Origin of the sequence: Hephaestia sp. MAHUQ-44, from assembly GCF_023806085.1 — a bacterium.
In the GTDB taxonomy this organism is placed as follows: domain Bacteria; phylum Pseudomonadota; class Alphaproteobacteria; order Sphingomonadales; family Sphingomonadaceae; genus Sphingomonas.
In genome coordinates this window covers 16,020-33,796 of sequence record NZ_JAMSLX010000013.1, presented here as the reverse complement: position 1 = coordinate 33,796, position 17,777 = coordinate 16,020, and the positions used below count along the sequence as shown (strand labels likewise).

Here is a 17,777-nt window from a genome sequence, read left to right as displayed (position 1 = left end):
CTGAACCAAGGGGGTCTTTTCCCCCCGCATGGAGATTTAAAATGGCTGACCTTAACAAGATCGTCGACCAGCTTTCGGAACTGACCGTCCTCGAAGCTGCTGACCTCGCCAAGCTGCTCGAAGAGAAGTGGGGCGTTTCGGCCGCCGCTGCGGTTGCGGTTGCCGGCCCTGCCGCTGGTGGCGCTGGCGCCGCTGCCGAAGAAGCGCAGACCGAGTTCGACGTGATCCTCACCGGCGACGGTGGCAAGAAGATCAACGTCATCAAGGAAGTCCGCGCGATCACGCAGCTCGGCCTGACCGAAGCGAAGGCGCTGGTCGAAGGCGCGCCGAAGGCCGTCAAGGAAGGCGTTTCGAAGGACGAGGCCGAGAAGATCAAGGCCCAGCTCGAAGCCGCCGGCGCGACCGTCGAGCTCAAGTAAGCCGCAAGGCTTGCCCGATCGCGGCCCCGCGCCGCGCTTCGGGAGCAACAGAAAGGGCGGCTCCCACGCGGGGGCCGCCCTTTTTGCTTTTTCGTCGATCGCCGGTGCGGCCTCTGTTTCAGTGCAACTGAAACAGAAAAACATTCTCCCCGATCAGCGGCACTTGATGTCGCCACGGTCGAGTTCGCGGCCCAGCAGCGCGCCACCGCCGGCACCCAGCAAGGTGCCGAGCGTCTTGCCCGTCCCCACGTCGCCGCCGAACAGATTGCCGAGCACGCCGCCCGCGACCGCACCGATGACGAGCCCCGTCGTGCCGTCGTCGCGCTTGCAATAATAGCGCCCGTCATTGCCGCGATAGATGCGGTCGTTGCGGTTCATACGGCGCTCATAGCGCTTGCTGCGGGCCTTGTAGTTCTTGGACGGATTCCAGTTCTGGTTGCGATCGCCCTGCCAGCGATAATCGCGCTGCTGCTTATGGCGATCGCGCTGGTGATGCTGCGCCGCCGCCGGCGCGGGCATCGCAACGGGCGCGGCCACCGCCAGCGCGACGAATGCGATCAAAGCCTTCTTCATGACATCGTTCCTTCCAAAATGACCTGCCCTGAATGCTGGAGCGGATGAGAAGGTTGCATGAACGCAACGTTCAGCCCTGCGTCAGGCAGAGCAAGGCCGCGTGCCGGGCGTACACGGTCGTCCGTTGGTCAGGGCGTCGCCGGCGCCATCGCCGCCGTTTGATCGAGCGGCACCACCGGCAACCACACCTTGCTGCCCTCGTCACCGCCGCGCATCAGCGTCACCGTCGCCTTCTGGTAATCGCCTTTTTCGGCGAAGAAGATGTTGGGCACGTATTTCTGCGGGTTGCGATCGTAGAGCGGAAACAGGCTCGACTGGACCTGCACCATGATCCGGTGCCCCGGCTGGAACACATGGTTCACCGTCGGCAGGCGGAATTTATATTCCTGCACCCGATTGGCGGGAATCGCGGAGGGTTTTGCAAAACTCTTGCGATAGCGGCCGCGGAAGATGTCGAGGCTGATCGCGAGTTGATACCCCCCCATCTTCGGATCGGTGGCATTCTCGGCCGGGAAAACATCGATCACCTTGACGACGAAATCGCCGTCGGTGCCCGTCGTCCTGGCGAACAGATCGGCGATCGGCGCGCCCGAGACACGCACCGCCTCAGTCAGCACCGGTGTCTGATAAGTCATCACGTCGGTGCGCCCGTCGACGCTGCGCTGGTCCTGCACCAGCCAGTCGGGCCAGCGCCCGTCGCCGAAATTGATCGGGCGCGGCAGATGCGGCACCGGCTTGGCGGGATCGGAGACATAGCTGTCGCCTCCCGCCGCCGCGACATCGAAACCAAGCCCGCCATCGGCCTGAAGGTAAATCGGCTTGAGCGGGTTTGCGCAGCCGTGCAGGCAAGCGAGCGGCCAATCGCGGAACCGGTCCCAATGGTTTTCGCCGGTATTATAGATCGCCGCCGCGGGCAGCGTCACCGCGGGCCCGTCGTTCAGATACTGGTTGAAGAAGGGCAGCACCATCTCCTCGCGGAATTGCGCGGCGGTGTCGCCATTCCACATGAACGGGCCAAGGCTCTTGCCCTCGCGGTTGATCTGGCTGTGCCGCCACGGCCCCATGACGAGATGGTTGTTGCCGAGATGCCCCGCGGCCTTGAGCGCCTCCCAGCTCGTGATCGCGCCGTACATGTCCTCCTGATCCCACAGACCCTGTTCCCAGATCGTGGGGACGTTGGACGGGTTGGCGGCGATCAGCTTGTCGAGCGCCTGCCCTTGCCAATATTCGTCATAGGCGGCGTGCTCGCTGGTGCGCTGCCAGAAAGGCAATTGATCGTAGCCCGATTTCCTGGCCCAGGCGCCGGCCGAGCCGATCGCGCGGAAATTGTCATAATCGTCATAACCACCCGAGGGCGGCGCCTTACCCGGCCCCTTGTAGCCGGTCTGGCCGCCGATCCAGCCGATATTGGCGAGCCGGAAGGCGCCGTAATGGAACCAGTCGTCCCCCATCCAGCCATCGATCATCGGGCTTTCGGGCACCGCCGCCTTCAACGCCGGGTGCGGATGGAGCAAGGCCATCACCACGGTGAAGCCTTCGTAGGACGATCCGATCATCCCGACCTTGCCGTTCGATTGCGGCAGATTGGCCTTGTTCACCAGCCAGTCGATCGTGTCATAGGCATCGGTCGTATGATCGGTGTCGGTCGGGTTGAGCGGCCCCTTCACCGGGCGCGTGACGACATAGACGCCTTCGGACCCGTATTTGCCGCGCACGTCCTGATAGACGCGGATATAGCCCGCCTTGACGAAGGCCTCGTCGGCGAGCGGCAAGGTCGAGAGCATCGAGGGCGAATCCATCCGCTCGGCGCGCCCCGCCGCGTTATACGGCGTGCGGGTGAGGACGATCGGCGCGTTGGTGGCACCCTTGGGGATGACGATGACGGTGTACAGCTTCACCCCGTCGCGCATCGGCATCATCACCTCGCGCTTGATATAATCGCGCGCGTCGGTGGGGGGCGTGAATTTTTCAGGGATGTCGCCCTTGGGCGGCCAGATGTCGGCGGGCACCTGCGGCGTATTTGCCGGCGCCTGCTGCGCGAGCGCAAGCCCCGTGCCCGCACCGGCAAGCACGGCAGCGAGCGTCGCCTCCCAAAACCGAATGCGCATCGCAATTCCTCTCTTATCAATGTGATGCATCTTGCTATCACACCCGATCGGCAGAGGAATAGCTGAGAAAATTTCTCCCGTCGGTCAGCGAAATCAAGCAAAACGGGCTATTTGGTGTCGTCGCGCCCGGCGACCCGGTTGATCGCGTCGCGGCCGAAATTGGCGATCATTTCGCCTATCTCGCGCGCCTGCGCCAGCGATCGACTGCCCTGTTCGCGCAGATATTCGCCCTGGACGTGCATCACCTCGGACAGATCGTGCGCCTTGGCGGCGCGACGCATCGCCTCGAATGCCTCGCGTGTGTTCTGCTCGGCCTGATCGAGCAGCTTCATGCCCAGTTCGTTGCCGTGCCCCGCGATCCGTTCGCCCGAGGCGCGCATCTTCTCGCCTGCCGCACGCACCTTGTCCGCGATGCCGCTGGGGTCGGTCGCGCTCGCCCTGCCCGTTGCGCGGGGGCCCGTTGCACCGGATTTCTTCGCGCCGGGTTTCTTCGCCTCTGCCATGATCTTCCTCCTGTCGGGCTCGCTACGAGCCCTCTGCACGGTGACGCGTGAGACCGGGGTCAGGTTCCGCCCTTGATCCGCGGCGCTGCCGGAGCCACATGGCATATATGCTGATCGAGACCGAGACCACGCCGAATCCGGCGACGCTGAAATTCCTCCCCGGCCGCAATGTCATGGAGGCTGGCACCCGCGATTTCGCGAGCCCCGAAGAAAGCGAAGCCTCGCCGCTCGCCGAGGCGCTGTTCGGCCTTGGCGACGTGACGGGCGTGTTCTTCGGCAAGGATTTCGTGTCGGTCACCGCCGCGCCAGGCGTGAGCTGGCCTGAGCTCAAACCCGATGTGCTCGCGCTGCTGCTCGATCATTTTTCGGCCAATATGCCGCTGTTCAAGCCGGGTTCGGCTGCCGCGATCAGCGTGCCCGGCGACGACGTCAGCTATGGCGACGATCCCGCCGATGCCGACATCGTCGATCAGATTCGGGAATTGATCAACACGCGCGTGCGCCCCGCGGTCGCCAATGACGGCGGCGATATCATCTATCGCGGCTTCGACAAGGGGAAGGTGTTTCTCCAGATGCAAGGCGCCTGTTCGGGCTGCCCGTCCTCGACGGCAACGCTGAAGAACGGCATCGAACAACTGCTCAAATATTACGTGCCCGAAGTCACCGAAGTCCGCTCGATCTAATCCCCTCCCTGCCAATCACGACAGAGACCTGACGATGGGCGAGACGCTTTCCGATTCCGCGCTCGATACGATTTTCCGTACCGCGCGCACCTATAACGGCTATACCGACGCGCCGGTGACCGAGGCGCAGATCCGGCAGATTTACGATCTGCTCAAGATGGGCCCGACCTCCGCCAACCAGCAGCCCGCGCGGTTCGTGTGGTTGCTGTCGCAGGCGGCGAAAGACAAGCTCGCCGATTGTGCGACCGGCACCAATCCCGACAAGATCAGGAAAGCGCCCGCCGCGGTCGTGATCGGCATGGACGCGCATTTCCACGAGCATCTGCCGTTTCTGTTCCCGCATACCGACGCCAGAAGCTGGTTCGCGGGCGACGACAAAGCCGCGATGCGCCACGACCACGCCTTCCGCAATTCGTCGCTTCAGGGTGCCTATCTGCTGATCGCCGCGCGCGCGATCGGGCTCGATACCGGCCCGATGTCGGGGTTCGACGCGCAAGCGGTGAACAAGGCCTTTTTCGCCGATCAGCCGCACGTGACGACCAATTTCATCGCCACGCTGGGCCACGGCGATCCGTCGACGATCTTCGGCCGCAGCCCACGGCCCGATTTCGACCGATTCAACCGCATCGATTGACGCAATCCGCCACTCCAGCGAAGGCTGGAGTCTTTCGACAACTGGAGATGCCAGCCTTCGCTGGCATGACGATCATGGTCCTCACCCTCGTCATCGATACTGCCACCGCGGCCTGCTCGGTTGCGCTGATCGACGACGGCCGCGCCGTTGCCGAGCGCCACGAGATCGTCGGGCGCGGTCATGCCGAACGATTGCTGCCAATGATCGCCGACCTGCCCGGCGGCGGACGCGCCGCCGCCATCCTGGTCGATGTCGGGCCGGGGAGCTTCACCGGTACGCGGGTCGGCATCGCTGCGGCGCGCGGGCTCGCGATCGGCTGGGGGGTGCCAGTGGCGGGCTATGCCTCGACCACGCTCCTCGCAGCCACCGAATTTGCGCGCGATCCCGTGCTCGATCGGCTTGCGGTCGTGCTCGAGGGCGGGCATGGCGAGGTCTTCATGCAGTCCTTCTCGCGCCCGCTTGCCGCCGATACGGCCCTGTCGTCGCGCGCCCCGGCGGCGGCGCGGGCGCTGCTCGACGGGCGCCGCGCGATCGGCAGCGGCACGGCCTGGCTGGGCGATCTCGCCGATGCCCGCCCCGCCCTGCCCCGCGCCGCCGACGCGATGCTGCTGCCGCCAGAATTGCGCGCGCTGCCGCCGACCCCGATCTACGGCCGCCCTCCCGACGCGGTACCGCAATCGCCGCGCGCATGAGCACGACCTTCACTCAGGTCACGCTCCGCGGCGGCGGCATCGACGATCTCGCGATCGTCGAGCCGATCATGCAGGCGGCATTCGACCCGCGCTATGGCGAGGCGTGGACGCGCAGCCAGTGCGCGGGGGTGATGGCGATGCCCGGCGTCGCGCTGACGATCGCCGAACTCGACGGCCGGCCCGCAGGTTTTGCGATCACCCGCACGATCATGGACGAAGCGGAGCTATTGCTGCTCGCGGTCGATCCCGCGCGGCGGCGGCGCGGGATTGGCCGCGCGCTGCTTCGCGCGGCGATCGCCGATGGTGAAGCAAAACATATTGCCAAAATTCATCTCGAAGTCCGGTCAAACAACGGGGCGATCGCGCTCTATCAGCAAGCTGGATTCGTGAAGATCGGTGAACGCCGTGATTATTACCGTGGTAACAATGGCAAGTTGTTCGACGCTCATACGTTTATGCGAATGCTGCGCTGACTCGGTATTTCAGGACGAAACTTCGCTTGCACTGAGCGCGGGTTCGCTCGATAGAGCCCCATGCGCCTGTTCCCCTTGACGGCCGCAATACGGGTTGAAAGGAACGAAATGGATACCGTTAACGAAATGGAAGAAACACTGATAACGCTGACCGCGGATATTGTTGCCGCTCACGTCAGCAACAACAGCGTCGCGGTTTCCGACCTTCCACTGATCATTCAAAACGTCCACGGGGCGCTCTCGGCGCTTGGCAAACCTGCCGAAGAGCCCGTGGTGAAGCAGGAACCTGCCGTTTCGATCCGTTCTTCGGTGAAGCCCGATTTCATCGTCTGTCTTGAAGACGGCAAAAAGCTCAAGATGCTCAAGCGCCACCTGATGACGCATTATCAGATGACGCCCGACCAGTATCGCCAGAAGTGGAATCTGCCCGCAGATTATCCGATGGTCGCGCCGAGCTATGCGGAGCAGCGCCGCGCGCTCGCGAAGAAAATCGGCCTCGGCACCAAGACGAAGCGGCGCAAGACGCGCTGATTTTCACGGCGCCAGCCCACGCCCCGCCCCAAGCGGCTCCGGATTTTCGGAGCCGCGATACGTGCGAATGTGGGCTGGTACCGTCAATTGGCAAGAAGAACGCGCTTAATAGCGTTATCGGGCGTGTCTGGGTCTTGGCCCCCGCGCGATATGGCACTACATCGGGGCTATGCCTCGCAGGATCGACCTTGAAGCCCTCTGCAACGAGAAGGGCCTCCGTATCACCGAGCAGCGCCGCGTCATCGCGCGCGTGCTCTCTGACGCCGACGACCATCCCGATGTCGAAAAGGTGTATGAACGCGCCGCGGCGATCGATCCGGGGATTTCGATCGCGACCGTCTATCGCACGGTGCGGCTGTTCGAAGAGGCCGGCATCCTCGATCGCCACGATTTCGGCGACGGCCGCTCGCGCTACGAACCTGCGCCCGAATCGCATCACGATCATCTGATCGACGTCGAGACCGGCAAGGTCCTCGAATTCGTCGACCCCGAGCTCGAGCAGCTCCAGAAGCAGATCGCCGAACGGCTGGGCTTCCGCCTCGTCGATCACCGCATGGAGCTTTACGGCGTCGCGCTCGACCGCAAAAATTAACCTCGCCGGCCGGCTACGGATCGGCCTCAGGGTCGCGGGGCTCGTCCTCGCTCTCGTCGTCTGTCTTGCCGGGCATGGCCTGTGGCGGCTGTTTCGCCTGCCCTCGCGCTGGCCGCGCTGGTTTCTCGGCAGTGCCGGACACATCTGCGGGGCGCGGCGACGCGATATCGGCCGACCGATCAAGCGCGACGTCATCTTCCTCGCCAACCATACGAGCTGGCTCGACATCCTCGTGCTCGCCGGCGGCACCGGCACCGCCTTCGTCGCCAAGGCGGAGCTGCAGCAAGTGCCGCTCATCGGCTGGCTGTGCACGCTCAACCACACGATCTTCGTCGCGCGTGCCGACCGGATGGGGATCGCCGCCCAGGTCGCCGAGTTGCGCGATGCGCTCGCGCACTCATGGCCGGTCGCGCTGTTCCCCGAAGGGACGACGAGCGGCCCCGACGAGGTGCTCCCCTTCAAAGGCGCGCTGCTCGCGGTGCTCGAACCGCCCCCGCCGAGGGTAATGGTGCAACCCGTGCTGCTCGATTACGGCGCGGCGGGTGACGACATTGCGTGGCTGGGCGACGAGCCCGGCCTCGCCAACGCGCTCAAGATCCTCGCGCGCCGCGGCAGCTTCGAGGGGCGAGTCACCTATCTGACCCCGTTCGACCCCGCCGATCACACCAACCGCAAGGGCATCGCCGCCGAAGCGCGCCGCCGGATCGTCGAAGCGATGGAGCTTCCCGCAAGCGGCGGCTAGCCACAATTAACCGCCACCCTAGCCCCCGCGCCCACACGCGCGTATAGGCCGCCCCCATGTCAAAGCCCGCCCCAAAGACCTTCGCCGTCAAGTCGTTCGGCTGCCAGATGAACGTCTATGACGGCGAACGGATGGCCGAATTGATGACGGCTCAGGGCATGACGCCGGCCGACGCCGCCGAGGCCGATCTCGTCGTGCTCAACACCTGCCACATCCGCGAACGCGCCACCGAAAAGGTCTATTCGGATATCGGCCGCCTCAGGAAGCACGGCGATCCGATGATCGCGGTCGCGGGCTGCGTCGCGCAGGCCGAAGGCGAGGAGATTTTCGCGCGCGCGCCGGTCGATGTGGTCGTCGGCCCGCAGGCGTATCATAATTTGCCCCGGCTCGTGGCAGAGGCCGCCGCGGGCCGCCCCGCGCTCGATACCGACATGCCCGTCGCGACCAAATTCGGCGCGCTCCCCGCGCGGCGCAAGGTCGGCCCCAGCGCGTTCCTGACGGTGCAGGAAGGCTGCGACAAATTCTGCACCTATTGCGTGGTGCCCTACACCCGCGGCGCCGAGGTATCGCGCGCCTTCGCCGCGATCGTCGACGAGGCGAAGGCGCTGGTCGATGCGGGCGCGAAGGAAATCACGCTGCTCGGGCAGAACGTCAACGCGTGGACCGACGAGGACGGGCGCGGGCTCGATCATCTGATCCGCACGCTCGATCGGATCGCGGGGCTGCACCGCATCCGTTACACCACCAGCCACCCCAACGACATGACGCAGGGGTTGATCGACGCACACCGCGACGTCGAAAAGCTGATGCCCTTTCTCCATCTGCCGGTGCAATCGGGCAGTTCTCGTATCCTCAAGGCGATGAACCGCAGCCACAGCCGCGATTCGTACCTGCGCGTGCTCGACAGGGTGCGCGCCGCGCGCCCCGATATCGCGCTGTCGGGCGATTTCATCGTCGGCTTCCCCGGCGAAACCGACGCCGATTTCGACGACACGCTGCGCCTGATCGGCGAGGTCGGCTATGCGCAGGCCTTCAGCTTCAAATATTCGCCCCGGCCCGGCACCCCCGCCGCCGATATGGCCGGTCAGATCGCGCCGGAGATCATGGACGAGCGCCTTCAGGCGCTTCAGGCCGCGGTCAACCGCGATCAACTCGCGTTCAACCAGGCAACCCTCGGGCGCCACTGCCCGATCCTGATCGAACGCAAAGGCAAATTGCCGGGCCAGATGCTCGGCAAATCGCCCTGGCTGCAATCGGTGCATCTCCTCACCGACGCCGCGATCGGCGACATGATCGAGGTCACGCTCGACAGCGCCGGCCCCAATTCGCTCGGCGGCATCGCGCGGCGCCACGCCGCTGCCTGATCGTCGCCGCGCTGAAGGGCGCGACGATCAGGCGGCGGCGCGCCCTTTCTCCGATTCGGCATGGTCGGCCCGCCGGCATCTCCGTTTGCGCCACAACAATAAAAAAAATCGATCGCCGCGCTCGACGAATCGATCACCGACAGCGCTGTCAGCCAATATGAAAAATGAAATTGTTAATCAGCGACTTCGCGGATTTCCTTGAAGCGGTACGGTGGGGCGTGGCGGGTATGCGCTCAATTGCGTCGCGGTATCAACTCGTCTCGCCCGGACTTGACGGGAATAGTCAAATGCTTAGGTCAGGCGCAGAGACACGCCTCTGAGAAGGGTCGCCTCAGAGAGCCCTAAGGCTCCCCCTTTGAGTTGTGTTTCCGGTGGATGGGTTTGCCGGGGCGAACCCCAGACGTCTCGCATACCCATCCACCGTTATCGATCGGGTCTTGCCGCGACACCCGCGCCACGCTTCGACCCAAAGCGTGACCCGATCACATACATACCCCCTGTCCTACACGCGCGCGCTCTGCCACACTCGGCTTCGGATGAGTCTCGTCATTCCCTTCCCCTGTCCTAACGGAACCCGCTTCCGTCGCAGCCGTTCGGCGGCGGTGCTATACCCCCTCCAGCGCGTCAACTTTGTCAACTTCGGCCTTGAAAGGACCGCATGAGTCGTAAGCCTGTCCCCGCCCAGCCGGGCGATCGCTCCCGCCTCGAACTGGCGTTCGACAAGCCGCAACTGCTCAGCGTGCTCTTCGGCCAATATGACCAGAATCTCGTCGCGCTCGAAAATCGGCTCGGGGTCTATATTACCGCGCGCGGCAACCGCATCGGCCTCGAAGGCGCGGCCGAGAATGTCGCCTTGGCGCGCGATGTGCTGAGCGACCTCTACAAGCGCATCCAGCGCGGCGAAGAGATTGATATCGGGCTCGTCGACGCGTCGATCGCGATGGCGTCCGAACCCGAACTCGACGGCATCGTCCGTGCCGAAGCGGGCGATCGCGCGCCATCGATCATGATCCGCACGCGCAAGAAGACGATCGTCCCGCGCACGCCGATGCAGGCGCGCTACATGCACGAGCTCGTCGCCAACGACATGATCTTCGCGCTCGGCCCCGCGGGCACGGGCAAGACCTATCTCGCGGTCGCGCAGGCGGTGGCGCAGTTGATGACCGGCAGCGTCCAGCGGTTGATCCTCTCGCGCCCCGCGGTCGAGGCTGGAGAACGGCTCGGCTTCCTGCCCGGCGACATGAAGGAAAAGGTCGATCCCTATCTGCGCCCGCTCTACGACGCGCTCTACGATTGCATGCCGCCCGAACAGGTCGAGCGCCGCATCGCATCGGGCGAGATCGAGATCGCGCCGATCGCCTTCATGCGCGGCCGCACGCTGGCCGATGCCTTCGTCATCCTCGACGAAGCACAGAATACCACGCCGGGGCAGATGAAGATGTTTCTCACCCGCTTCGGCCAGAACAGCCGGATGGTGATCTGCGGCGATCCGCGTCAGGTCGATCTGCCCGGCGGTGTCGCGGCATCGGGCCTCGCCGATGCCACCGCCCGACTCGAGGGGATCGAAAGCATCGCGATGGTCCGCTTCACCGCCGCCGACATCGTCCGTCACCCGATCGTCGGCCGGATCGTCGAAGCCTATGAGGGCATCGAACCGTGATCGCGATCGAACTGTCGCGCGAGGCCCCCTGGCCCGACACCGACTGGACCGCGCTGGCCACCCGCGCGGCGATCGCGGCGGTGCGGCGCACCCCCGACGGCCCGCTGGTCGACACCCCAGCGCATATCGAGATTTCGGTGCGGCTGACCTCGGACGAGGAAGTCCGCGAGCTCAACCGTGCCTATCGCGGCAAGGACAAGCCGACCAACGTCCTCTCCTTTCCGATGGTCCAGCCCGATCTGATCGAGGCGATCAGCGAGAATTCGGACGATGGCGAGGTGCTGCTCGGCGACATCGTGCTCGCTTTCGGGGTGTGCTCGCGCGAGGCCGCGGAGAAGGGTCTTTCGACCGCCGATCACGCGACCCATCTGATCGTTCACGGCACGCTGCACCTGCTGGGCTACGACCATATCGACGACGCGGAAGCGGAGGATATGGAGGAGATCGAACGCCAGGCGATGGCCGATCTCGGCCTCGCCGACCCCTATCTCGTCCGCGAGGGTTAAGGCCAGGCGCCAAACCCTCTTAACGAAAGCGCCGCCGCGGCCCTATATGGCGGGTGCAACACAAGGAAATGACGACGACCCATGCCCGACGATTCGAGTATGACGCCCGCCGATAGCGGCGGGATATGGCGAGGCCTGCGCGCGCTCCTGTTCGGCGACGAGGCCGACGCGACGCTCCGGGCCCGGATCGAGGAAGTGATCGACGAGCATGAGGACGAGCCCGGCCCTGACGCCAAGGGCGATCTGACGCCGCTCGAACGCCAGATGGTGCGCAATCTGCTGCACTTCGGGCAACGCGACGCCGGCGATGTCGGGGTGCCGCGCGCCGACATCATCGCGGTCGAAGAAGACATCGCCTTCGACGATCTGGTCAAAACCTTCGCGCGCGCCGGTCATAGCCGGCTGCCGGTCTATCGCGACGCGCTCGATACTATCATCGGCATGGTCCACATCAAGGACGTGTTCGACATCCTCGCCAACGGGGCGCCGCCTCCGCCGACGATTGCCGCACTGATCCGCGAGCCGGTCTATGTCCCGCAGTCGCGCGGTGTGCTCGATCTGCTCGCCGACATGCGCCAACGCCGTGTCCACCTCGCGGTCGTGCTCGACGAATATTCGGGTACCGAAGGGCTGGTGACGATCGAGGATCTGGTTGAAGAGATCGTCGGCGACATCGAGGACGAACATGACGCGGCGCCGACCGCGCTGATGATCCCGATCGAGGGCGGGGGCTGGGAAGCCGATGCGCGCGCCGAACTGGAAGATGTGGGCGCGACGATCGATCCGCGCCTCGCCGAGACCGAGGACGATATCGAGACGATCGGCGGGTTGGCGGCAACACTTGCCGGCCATGTGCCGCAGGCGGGCGAATGCCTCGCGCACGAATCGGGCTGGATGCTCGAAATCATCGAAGCCGATCCGCGCCGTGTGACGCGGCTGAGACTGCACCCGCCGATACGACAGGCGGAAGAGGAAGAGGCGTAACATGCGCAAACATATCCTGATCGTCCTCGCGCTGATCGTGGTCGTGGCCGCAGGCTTCTGGTTCTGGATCAGCCGCCCCGATGTCGCGCGCGTGACCGAGGCCGCCGTCATGGGCGCGCGGCCCGACATCACCGCGCCGCGCGATCAGTGGGTTCCGACCGCGAACGTCGCCACCGCGATCGGCTGGCAGGACGGGAAAACCCCGGCGGCCGCACCGGGGCTCGCGGTCAACGCCTTCGCCACCGGGCTCGATCATCCGCGCTGGCTCTATCGGCTGCCCAATGGCGACGTGCTGGTCGCCGAAACCAATTCGCCCCCACGTAAGGGCGGCGGGGTCGCCGGTACGGTGATGAAATATCTGATGGGCAAGGCCGGCGCGGGCGTACCGTCGGCCAACCGGATCACGTTGCTGCGCGATGCTGATGGCGATGGCGTCGCCGAGGCACGATCGGTATTTCTCTCCGGCCTCAACTCACCGTTCGGCATGACGCTGGTCGGCGACAGCCTGTACGTCGCCAATACCGACGCCTTGCTGCGCTTCCCCTATCAGGCAGGGCAGACGCGCATTACCGCCAAGCCCGAAAAGATCATGGCGCTGCCCGGCGGCGGCAACCATTGGGCGCGCAACGTCGTCGCCGCGCCCGACGGCAAGCACCTCTATGTGACGGTCGGATCGTCGAGCAATATCGCCGAGAACGGCCTCGACGCCGAACAGAACCGCGCCGCGATCATCGAGGTCAATCCCGAGAGCAAAGACTGGCGCCTCTACGCGACCGGATTGCGCAACCCCAACGGGGTCGATTTCGATCCCGCCACGGGGCAGATGTGGGCGGTCGTCAACGAACGCGACATGATGGGCTCGGATCTGCCGCCCGATTATCTGACGACGGTGTCGCCGGGTGATTTCTTCGGCTGGCCGTGGTTCTATTGGGGCGGCTATCCCGACAACCGCGTCGAGCCGCAAAATCCCGCGATGCAGGAATATTCGAAGCGCCCCGATTACGCGCTGGGCGCCCACACCGCTGCCCTCGGGCTGGCCTTCGCTCGCGCGCCGCTGCTCGGCGATCATTTCGCGCGCGGGGTGTTCATCGGCCAGCACGGTTCGTGGAACCGCAAGCCCAAATCGGGCTACAAGCTGATCTTCATCCCGTTCGACGATAACGGCTTCCCGACCAAGGACGCCAAGCCGGTCGACGTGCTCACCGGTTTCCTCAGCCCCGACGAAAGCAAGGCTTATGGCCGTCCGGTCGGCGTGATCGAGGGCGACAGCGGCCTGCTGGTCGCCGACGACGTCGGCAACGCGATCTGGCGGGTCAGCAAGGCCGGGGGCGCGCCAGCGGCGCGCTAATCGCCAGACCCGGCGCGATAGCCGTCATACGGGCCCTGACACGTCTCGGGGCGTTTGCGGCATTGCTTCTCGCGCTGCTTGCGCGCGCGGCCTTCCTTGGCCTCCTGCTTGCGCATCTCACGGCCGTAATTGCGGTCGGCCTCGTCCTGGCTCGTCGTCGTCCAGTCGACCACCTGGCTGCCTGCGCGCACCGGCGCGGTCACGACATTGGCGGCGGTCTTGACGAGGCAGCCGCCCGCGAAAAGCGGCAACAGCGCGATCGGCACGATCAGGATCTTCCGCATCACTCGGCACTCCTTGCGGGCGCAGCGGCGCGGGCTGCATCGCGTTCCTGTACACCGATCGCCGGAAAATCGGTGAAAAATCCATCGATTCCGGCGTGCAACTGGTCGCGAATCTCGGCCGCGACATCGCCGTGGCCGCGTGGATTGATCCCCTTGCGATACGCTGAGGGCAGGAAATAATTCTCCGCGCGGAAGGTCCAGGGATGGACACGCAGTCCCGCCGCATGGGCATCTCGAACGAGATCGGTCGGCGTCCCCCTATCCACCACCATCGCCTTGTTGGGGCCAATCCCCCAGGCATAAGCGGCGACCGCCCTGAGCCCCGCGGGGGTCGTCATCGCGGCATAGCGCGCGACCGCGCCATCGGCAGGACCGCCCTCCTTGTCGAGCAACTGGATCAGCCGGACCGCCGTTAGCGCGTGGAGCGCCTTCAGATTATCGACCTCGAACGACTGGATGAACACCGGCGCCTCGGCCGAATCCCACCCCGCCTGCTTCAGTTCGGCGACCAGCCGTTCCTCGATCGGGTGGCCGATTGCGGCGAAATAGCTCGAGTGTTTGGTTTCGGGGTAGATCGCGATTCTGCGCCCACGCGCGATGCTCTCGCGCTTGGCAAGCGCGATGATCTCGCCCAGCGTCGGCACCTCGAACCGGCCATTATAGGCGGTGTTGTCAGGCCGGAGCAGCGGCACGCGTTCCCTGGCGCGCAGCGTCTTGAGCTCGGCGAGCGTGAAATCCTCGGTGAACCAGCCGGTGATCCGCTTGCCGTCGATCGTCTTGGTGGTCCGGCGGCCCGCGAATTCGGGGTGATCGACAACGTCGGTAGTGTCCGAAATGTCATTCTCGTGCCGCGCGACGAGCACGTCGTCCTTGGTCGGCACCAGATCGGGCTCGATCACGTCGGCACCCTGCGCGATCGCCAGTTCATAGGCCGCAAGCGTATGTTCGGGCCGGAGCCCGCTCGCGCCGCGGTGCGCGATGACGATAGGCGGATCGAGCGACGGCCGGGGCGTGGTCATCGCGTCAGTCTGCCCCGTCGCGCAGCCCGATACCAGCCATGGCACCATGACCGCGGCCAGAAATGTCGATAGGTGACGCATGGTTGGCAATCATCCCCTGGAGGAAGGTTAGCGCATGATCATGGCCCAGAATACCGTGCTGCTGATGCTTGCCGCCGGCCGGTCGCAACGGTTCGGCGATGCCGACAAGCTTGAACAGGAATATCTGGGCCATCCGCTCGCTTTCCATGTCGTCACCGCGCTGGAGGGCGTGCCGTTCCGCAAACGCGTCGCGATCGTGTCGGGCACGCGGCTCGATTTCGCCGCGCGCGGCTATGAAGTGATCGAAAACGAGGCCCCGACCGAAGGGCTGTCGCGTTCGATCAAGCTCGGGGTCGCGGCGGCCCGCGCGCGCGATGCCGAAGCCGTGCTGATCGCGCTTGCCGATATGCCGCGCGTCACCGCGACGCACATCTATCGCCTGCTCGATTATGCCGATGGCCTCGATACGATCCTCGCCTCGAGCGACGGCGTGCGCCCACGTCCGCCGGCGCTGTTCGGCAAAAACCGCTTCGACTGGCTGATGAGCCTCACCGGCGATCGCGGCGCGCGCGAGATGATCCTCAAAGCGCACCACGTCATTGCCGCCGCCAACGAATTGTTCGACGTCGACACGCCCGAAGATCTGGCGACGCTGCGCGCGATGGTGTGAGGCTACCTTTGTCGAAGCGGCGCCGGCCCGCTCTCCTATTCGTGCCGCAACGCGTCGATCGGGTTGAGCGCGGCGGCGCGGCGGGCGGGGAAATAGCCGAACACCACCCCGATCACCGCGGAAATCGCAAAGGCGATCAGGTTGATCCCCGGATAGAAGACCCAATCGACCTTCATCACCGGCGCCAGCGCCGCGATCGCGGCCTGCGCGATCACCAGCCCGACGAGTCCGCCAAGGCATGACAGCACGATCGCCTCGACGAGGAATTGCATCAACACTTCGCGCGCGACCGCACCGATCGCGAGCCGGATGCCGATCTCGCGGGTGCGCTCGGTAACCGACACCAGCATGATGTTCATGATTCCGATCCCGCCGACGACAAGGCTGATCGCCGCCACCGCGGTGACGATGCCGGTGAGGAGGGTCGTCGTGCCGGTTAGCGTGTCTGATATCTGTTTGGTGTCGAAGATGTTGAAATTGTCGTCCTGCCCGGGTTGCAGATTGCGGCGTTCGCGCAGCAGGCTGGTGAGCGACGCCTGGACCTGCGCGGTCTCATAGGCCTGATCGGTGCCGACCAGCATCAGCCGGATATCGCGATTGCCGGTGAAGCGGCGCTGGACCGATTTGATCGGCATGATGACGACATCGTCCTGATCGCCGCCGAAACCCGCCTGCCCCTTGATGGTGAGCAGCCCGATCACGTCGCACGATACATCGCCGACGCGAATCCGCGTGCCGACCGGATCGGCACCCTTGAACAGATTGGTCGCGACCGTGCCGCCGATGATGCACACCGCCTTGCCGGCTTCCTCTTCGGCCCGGGTGAAGCGGCGCCCTTCCTCAAGCGGCCACGGCTGGACATCGAAATAGGCATCGGTGGTGCCGTTGATCGTCGTCGACCAATTGTTGCCGTTGTAGATCGCGGTGACGCTGGTCTGCGCCTGCGGGGCGACCTTGGTCACCCCCGTCACCTGCTTTTCGATCGCCTCGACATCTTCGGGCTTGAACTCGGGCGGGCGCGGGCCGCCGCCGCCGCGACCGAACCCCTGACCGGGCCGGACCTGCAGGATGTTGGTGCCCAGGCTCGCGATCTGCTTCTGCACCGCCGCCGTGGTCGCATTGCCGAGCGTCACCATCGTCACCACCGCGCCGACGCCGATGACGATGCCGAGGATGGTCAGGAACGAGCGCAGCAGATGGCGGCGGATCGAGCGCAGCGCGAGGACGAAGGTGGTGCCGAGCATCAGTGCATCCTTACCCGATCGCCCTGCCGGTGGCGGGTGTCGATGCTTTCGACCAGCCCGTCCTTGAAATTGACGATCGTGCGCGCGAACGCGGCCATGTCGGGCTCATGGGTCACCATCAGCACGGTGATCCCGCTCGACTGGTTGAGATCGGTGAGCAATTCCATGATCTCGACCGAGCGTTCCGAATCGAGATTGCCGGTCGGCTCGTCGGCGAGCAGCACATCGGGATGGGTGACGATCGCGCGCGCGATCGCCACGCGTTGCTGCTGACCGCCCGACAGCTCGGCGGGGGTATGATCCCACCAATCCTTCAACCCCACCTTGTCGAGCGCGGCCATCGCGAGATCGCGCCGCGCGGCGCGCGCCTCACCGCGATAGAGCAAGGGCAGTTCGACATTTTCAAGCGCGCTGGTACGCGCCAGCAGGTTGAAGCCCTGAAACACGAAACCGAGGTACTTGCGCCGGAGCAGCGCGCGCTGATCGCGATCGAGCCGTTCGATATGATGCCCGCGGAACAGGAATTCGCCCGCGGTGGGCACGTCGAGGCAGCCGAGGATGTTCATCGTCGTCGACTTGCCCGAGCCCGACGGCCCCATCACCGCGACGAAATCGCCCTGATCGATATCGAGATCGACGCCCTTCAGCGCCTCGAACGCGGTCGGCCCGGTGCCGTAGACCTTGGTGACGCCGCTGAGGCGAATGATCGGCTCGGTCGCCATCAGCG

21 protein-coding genes are annotated in these 17,777 nt (G+C 65.1%); 14 read left to right on the top strand and 7 right to left on the bottom strand.

Annotated elements, in window-relative coordinates; translation table 11 throughout:
• Positions 1 to 41: 41 nt before the first annotated feature.
• A complete protein-coding gene (gene rplL / locus NFE57_RS13255; protein ID WP_252136064.1) occupies positions 42 to 419 on the top strand; it encodes a 50S ribosomal protein L7/L12 in 378 nt (125 codons plus the stop codon).
• A gap of 153 nt (positions 420 to 572) precedes the next feature.
• Here the strand turns inward: rplL and NFE57_RS13250 are convergent, their stop codons facing one another.
• From NFE57_RS13250 to phaP, 3 genes are all read right to left on the bottom strand, one after another.
• Entirely contained in the window at positions 573 to 992 is a 420-nt protein-coding gene (locus NFE57_RS13250; RefSeq protein WP_252136063.1) for a glycine zipper 2TM domain-containing protein, read from the bottom strand.
• Between the two features lie 128 nt (positions 993 to 1,120).
• Positions 1,121 to 3,100 carry a CocE/NonD family hydrolase gene (locus NFE57_RS13245; protein WP_252136062.1) on the bottom strand — a complete coding sequence of 660 codons (1,980 nt, stop codon included), beginning with the start codon at positions 3,098 to 3,100 and terminating at the stop codon, positions 1,121 to 1,123.
• 107 nt (positions 3,101 to 3,207) lie between these two features.
• Complete coding sequence (gene phaP / locus NFE57_RS13240; RefSeq protein WP_252136061.1) at positions 3,208 to 3,603, bottom strand: TIGR01841 family phasin; 396 nt, start codon at positions 3,601 to 3,603, stop codon at positions 3,208 to 3,210.
• A 107-nt stretch (positions 3,604 to 3,710) separates the two neighbouring features.
• On the opposite strand from phaP, the gene NFE57_RS13235 reads away from it, so the two are divergent.
• The 12 genes from NFE57_RS13235 to NFE57_RS13180 all read left to right on the top strand — a co-directional run bounded on the left by NFE57_RS13235 (position 3,711) and on the right by NFE57_RS13180 (position 13,812).
• Positions 3,711 to 4,286 (top strand): NifU family protein, encoded by a 576-nt coding sequence (locus NFE57_RS13235; RefSeq protein ID WP_252136129.1) that lies wholly within the window; start codon positions 3,711 to 3,713, stop codon positions 4,284 to 4,286.
• A 34-nt stretch (positions 4,287 to 4,320) separates the two neighbouring features.
• The gene (locus NFE57_RS13230; protein ID WP_252136060.1) at positions 4,321 to 4,920 is read left to right on the top strand and encodes a malonic semialdehyde reductase; all 600 of its coding nucleotides are present in this window, start codon (positions 4,321 to 4,323) and stop codon (positions 4,918 to 4,920) included.
• Between the two features lie 74 nt (positions 4,921 to 4,994).
• Complete coding sequence (gene tsaB, locus NFE57_RS13225; RefSeq protein WP_252136128.1) at positions 4,995 to 5,612, top strand: tRNA (adenosine(37)-N6)-threonylcarbamoyltransferase complex dimerization subunit type 1 TsaB; 618 nt, start codon at positions 4,995 to 4,997, stop codon at positions 5,610 to 5,612.
• Positions 5,609 to 6,085, top strand: coding sequence for a ribosomal protein S18-alanine N-acetyltransferase (rimI, locus tag NFE57_RS13220; RefSeq protein WP_252136059.1), 477 nt, complete (start codon positions 5,609 to 5,611; stop codon positions 6,083 to 6,085). The genes tsaB and rimI overlap by 4 nt, the downstream gene beginning before the upstream one ends.
• A 108-nt stretch (positions 6,086 to 6,193) precedes the next feature.
• Positions 6,194 to 6,616, top strand: a complete 423-nt coding sequence (locus NFE57_RS13215; protein WP_252136058.1) for a Ros/MucR family transcriptional regulator — start codon at positions 6,194 to 6,196, stop codon at positions 6,614 to 6,616.
• A 169-nt stretch (positions 6,617 to 6,785) separates the two neighbouring features.
• Positions 6,786 to 7,208, top strand: a complete 423-nt coding sequence (locus NFE57_RS13210) for a Fur family transcriptional regulator (RefSeq protein ID WP_252136057.1) — start codon at positions 6,786 to 6,788, stop codon at positions 7,206 to 7,208.
• A complete protein-coding gene (locus NFE57_RS13205; protein ID WP_353653928.1) occupies positions 7,162 to 7,950 on the top strand; it encodes a lysophospholipid acyltransferase family protein in 789 nt (262 codons plus the stop codon). The genes NFE57_RS13210 and NFE57_RS13205 overlap by 47 nt, the downstream gene beginning before the upstream one ends.
• 56 nt (positions 7,951 to 8,006) lie before the next feature.
• Complete coding sequence (gene miaB / locus NFE57_RS13200; protein WP_286207831.1) at positions 8,007 to 9,314, top strand: tRNA (N6-isopentenyl adenosine(37)-C2)-methylthiotransferase MiaB; 1,308 nt, start codon at positions 8,007 to 8,009, stop codon at positions 9,312 to 9,314.
• Between the two features lie 658 nt (positions 9,315 to 9,972).
• The gene (locus NFE57_RS13195) at positions 9,973 to 10,974 is read left to right on the top strand and encodes a PhoH family protein (protein ID WP_252136055.1); all 1,002 of its coding nucleotides are present in this window, start codon (positions 9,973 to 9,975) and stop codon (positions 10,972 to 10,974) included.
• Complete coding sequence (ybeY, locus tag NFE57_RS13190) at positions 10,971 to 11,480, top strand: rRNA maturation RNase YbeY (protein WP_252136054.1); 510 nt, start codon at positions 10,971 to 10,973, stop codon at positions 11,478 to 11,480. Before NFE57_RS13195 ends, ybeY begins: the two co-directional genes overlap by 4 nt.
• 81 nt (positions 11,481 to 11,561) lie before the next feature.
• Positions 11,562 to 12,464 carry a hemolysin family protein gene (locus NFE57_RS13185; RefSeq protein ID WP_252136053.1) on the top strand — a complete coding sequence of 301 codons (903 nt, stop codon included), beginning with the start codon at positions 11,562 to 11,564 and terminating at the stop codon, positions 12,462 to 12,464.
• 1 nt (position 12,465) lies between these two features.
• Positions 12,466 to 13,812 (top strand): PQQ-dependent sugar dehydrogenase, encoded by a 1,347-nt coding sequence (locus NFE57_RS13180; protein WP_252136052.1) that lies wholly within the window; start codon positions 12,466 to 12,468, stop codon positions 13,810 to 13,812.
• Here the strand turns inward: NFE57_RS13180 and NFE57_RS13175 are convergent.
• Positions 13,809 to 14,096 (bottom strand): hypothetical protein, encoded by a 288-nt coding sequence (locus NFE57_RS13175; protein ID WP_252136126.1) that lies wholly within the window; start codon positions 14,094 to 14,096, stop codon positions 13,809 to 13,811. The genes NFE57_RS13180 and NFE57_RS13175 overlap by 4 nt on opposite strands.
• Complete coding sequence (locus NFE57_RS13170; protein WP_382280643.1) at positions 14,096 to 15,196, bottom strand: glycerophosphodiester phosphodiesterase; 1,101 nt, start codon at positions 15,194 to 15,196, stop codon at positions 14,096 to 14,098. The genes NFE57_RS13175 and NFE57_RS13170 overlap by 1 nt, the downstream gene beginning before the upstream one ends.
• A 34-nt stretch (positions 15,197 to 15,230) precedes the next feature.
• Between NFE57_RS13170 and NFE57_RS13165 the strand changes: the two genes are divergently transcribed.
• Positions 15,231 to 15,806 carry a nucleotidyltransferase family protein gene (locus NFE57_RS13165; RefSeq protein ID WP_252136051.1) on the top strand — a complete coding sequence of 192 codons (576 nt, stop codon included), beginning with the start codon at positions 15,231 to 15,233 and terminating at the stop codon, positions 15,804 to 15,806.
• Positions 15,807 to 15,841: 35 nt separating this feature from the next.
• Here the strand turns inward: NFE57_RS13165 and NFE57_RS13160 are convergent, their stop codons facing one another.
• Both NFE57_RS13160 and NFE57_RS13155 read right to left on the bottom strand, forming a co-directional pair.
• A complete protein-coding gene (locus NFE57_RS13160) occupies positions 15,842 to 17,050 on the bottom strand; it encodes an ABC transporter permease (RefSeq protein ID WP_252136050.1) in 1,209 nt (402 codons plus the stop codon).
• A complete protein-coding gene (locus tag NFE57_RS13155) occupies positions 17,050 to 17,772 on the bottom strand; it encodes an ABC transporter ATP-binding protein (RefSeq protein WP_252136049.1) in 723 nt (240 codons plus the stop codon). Before NFE57_RS13155 ends, NFE57_RS13160 begins: the two co-directional genes overlap by 1 nt.
• Between the last annotated feature and the right edge of the window lie 5 nt (positions 17,773 to 17,777).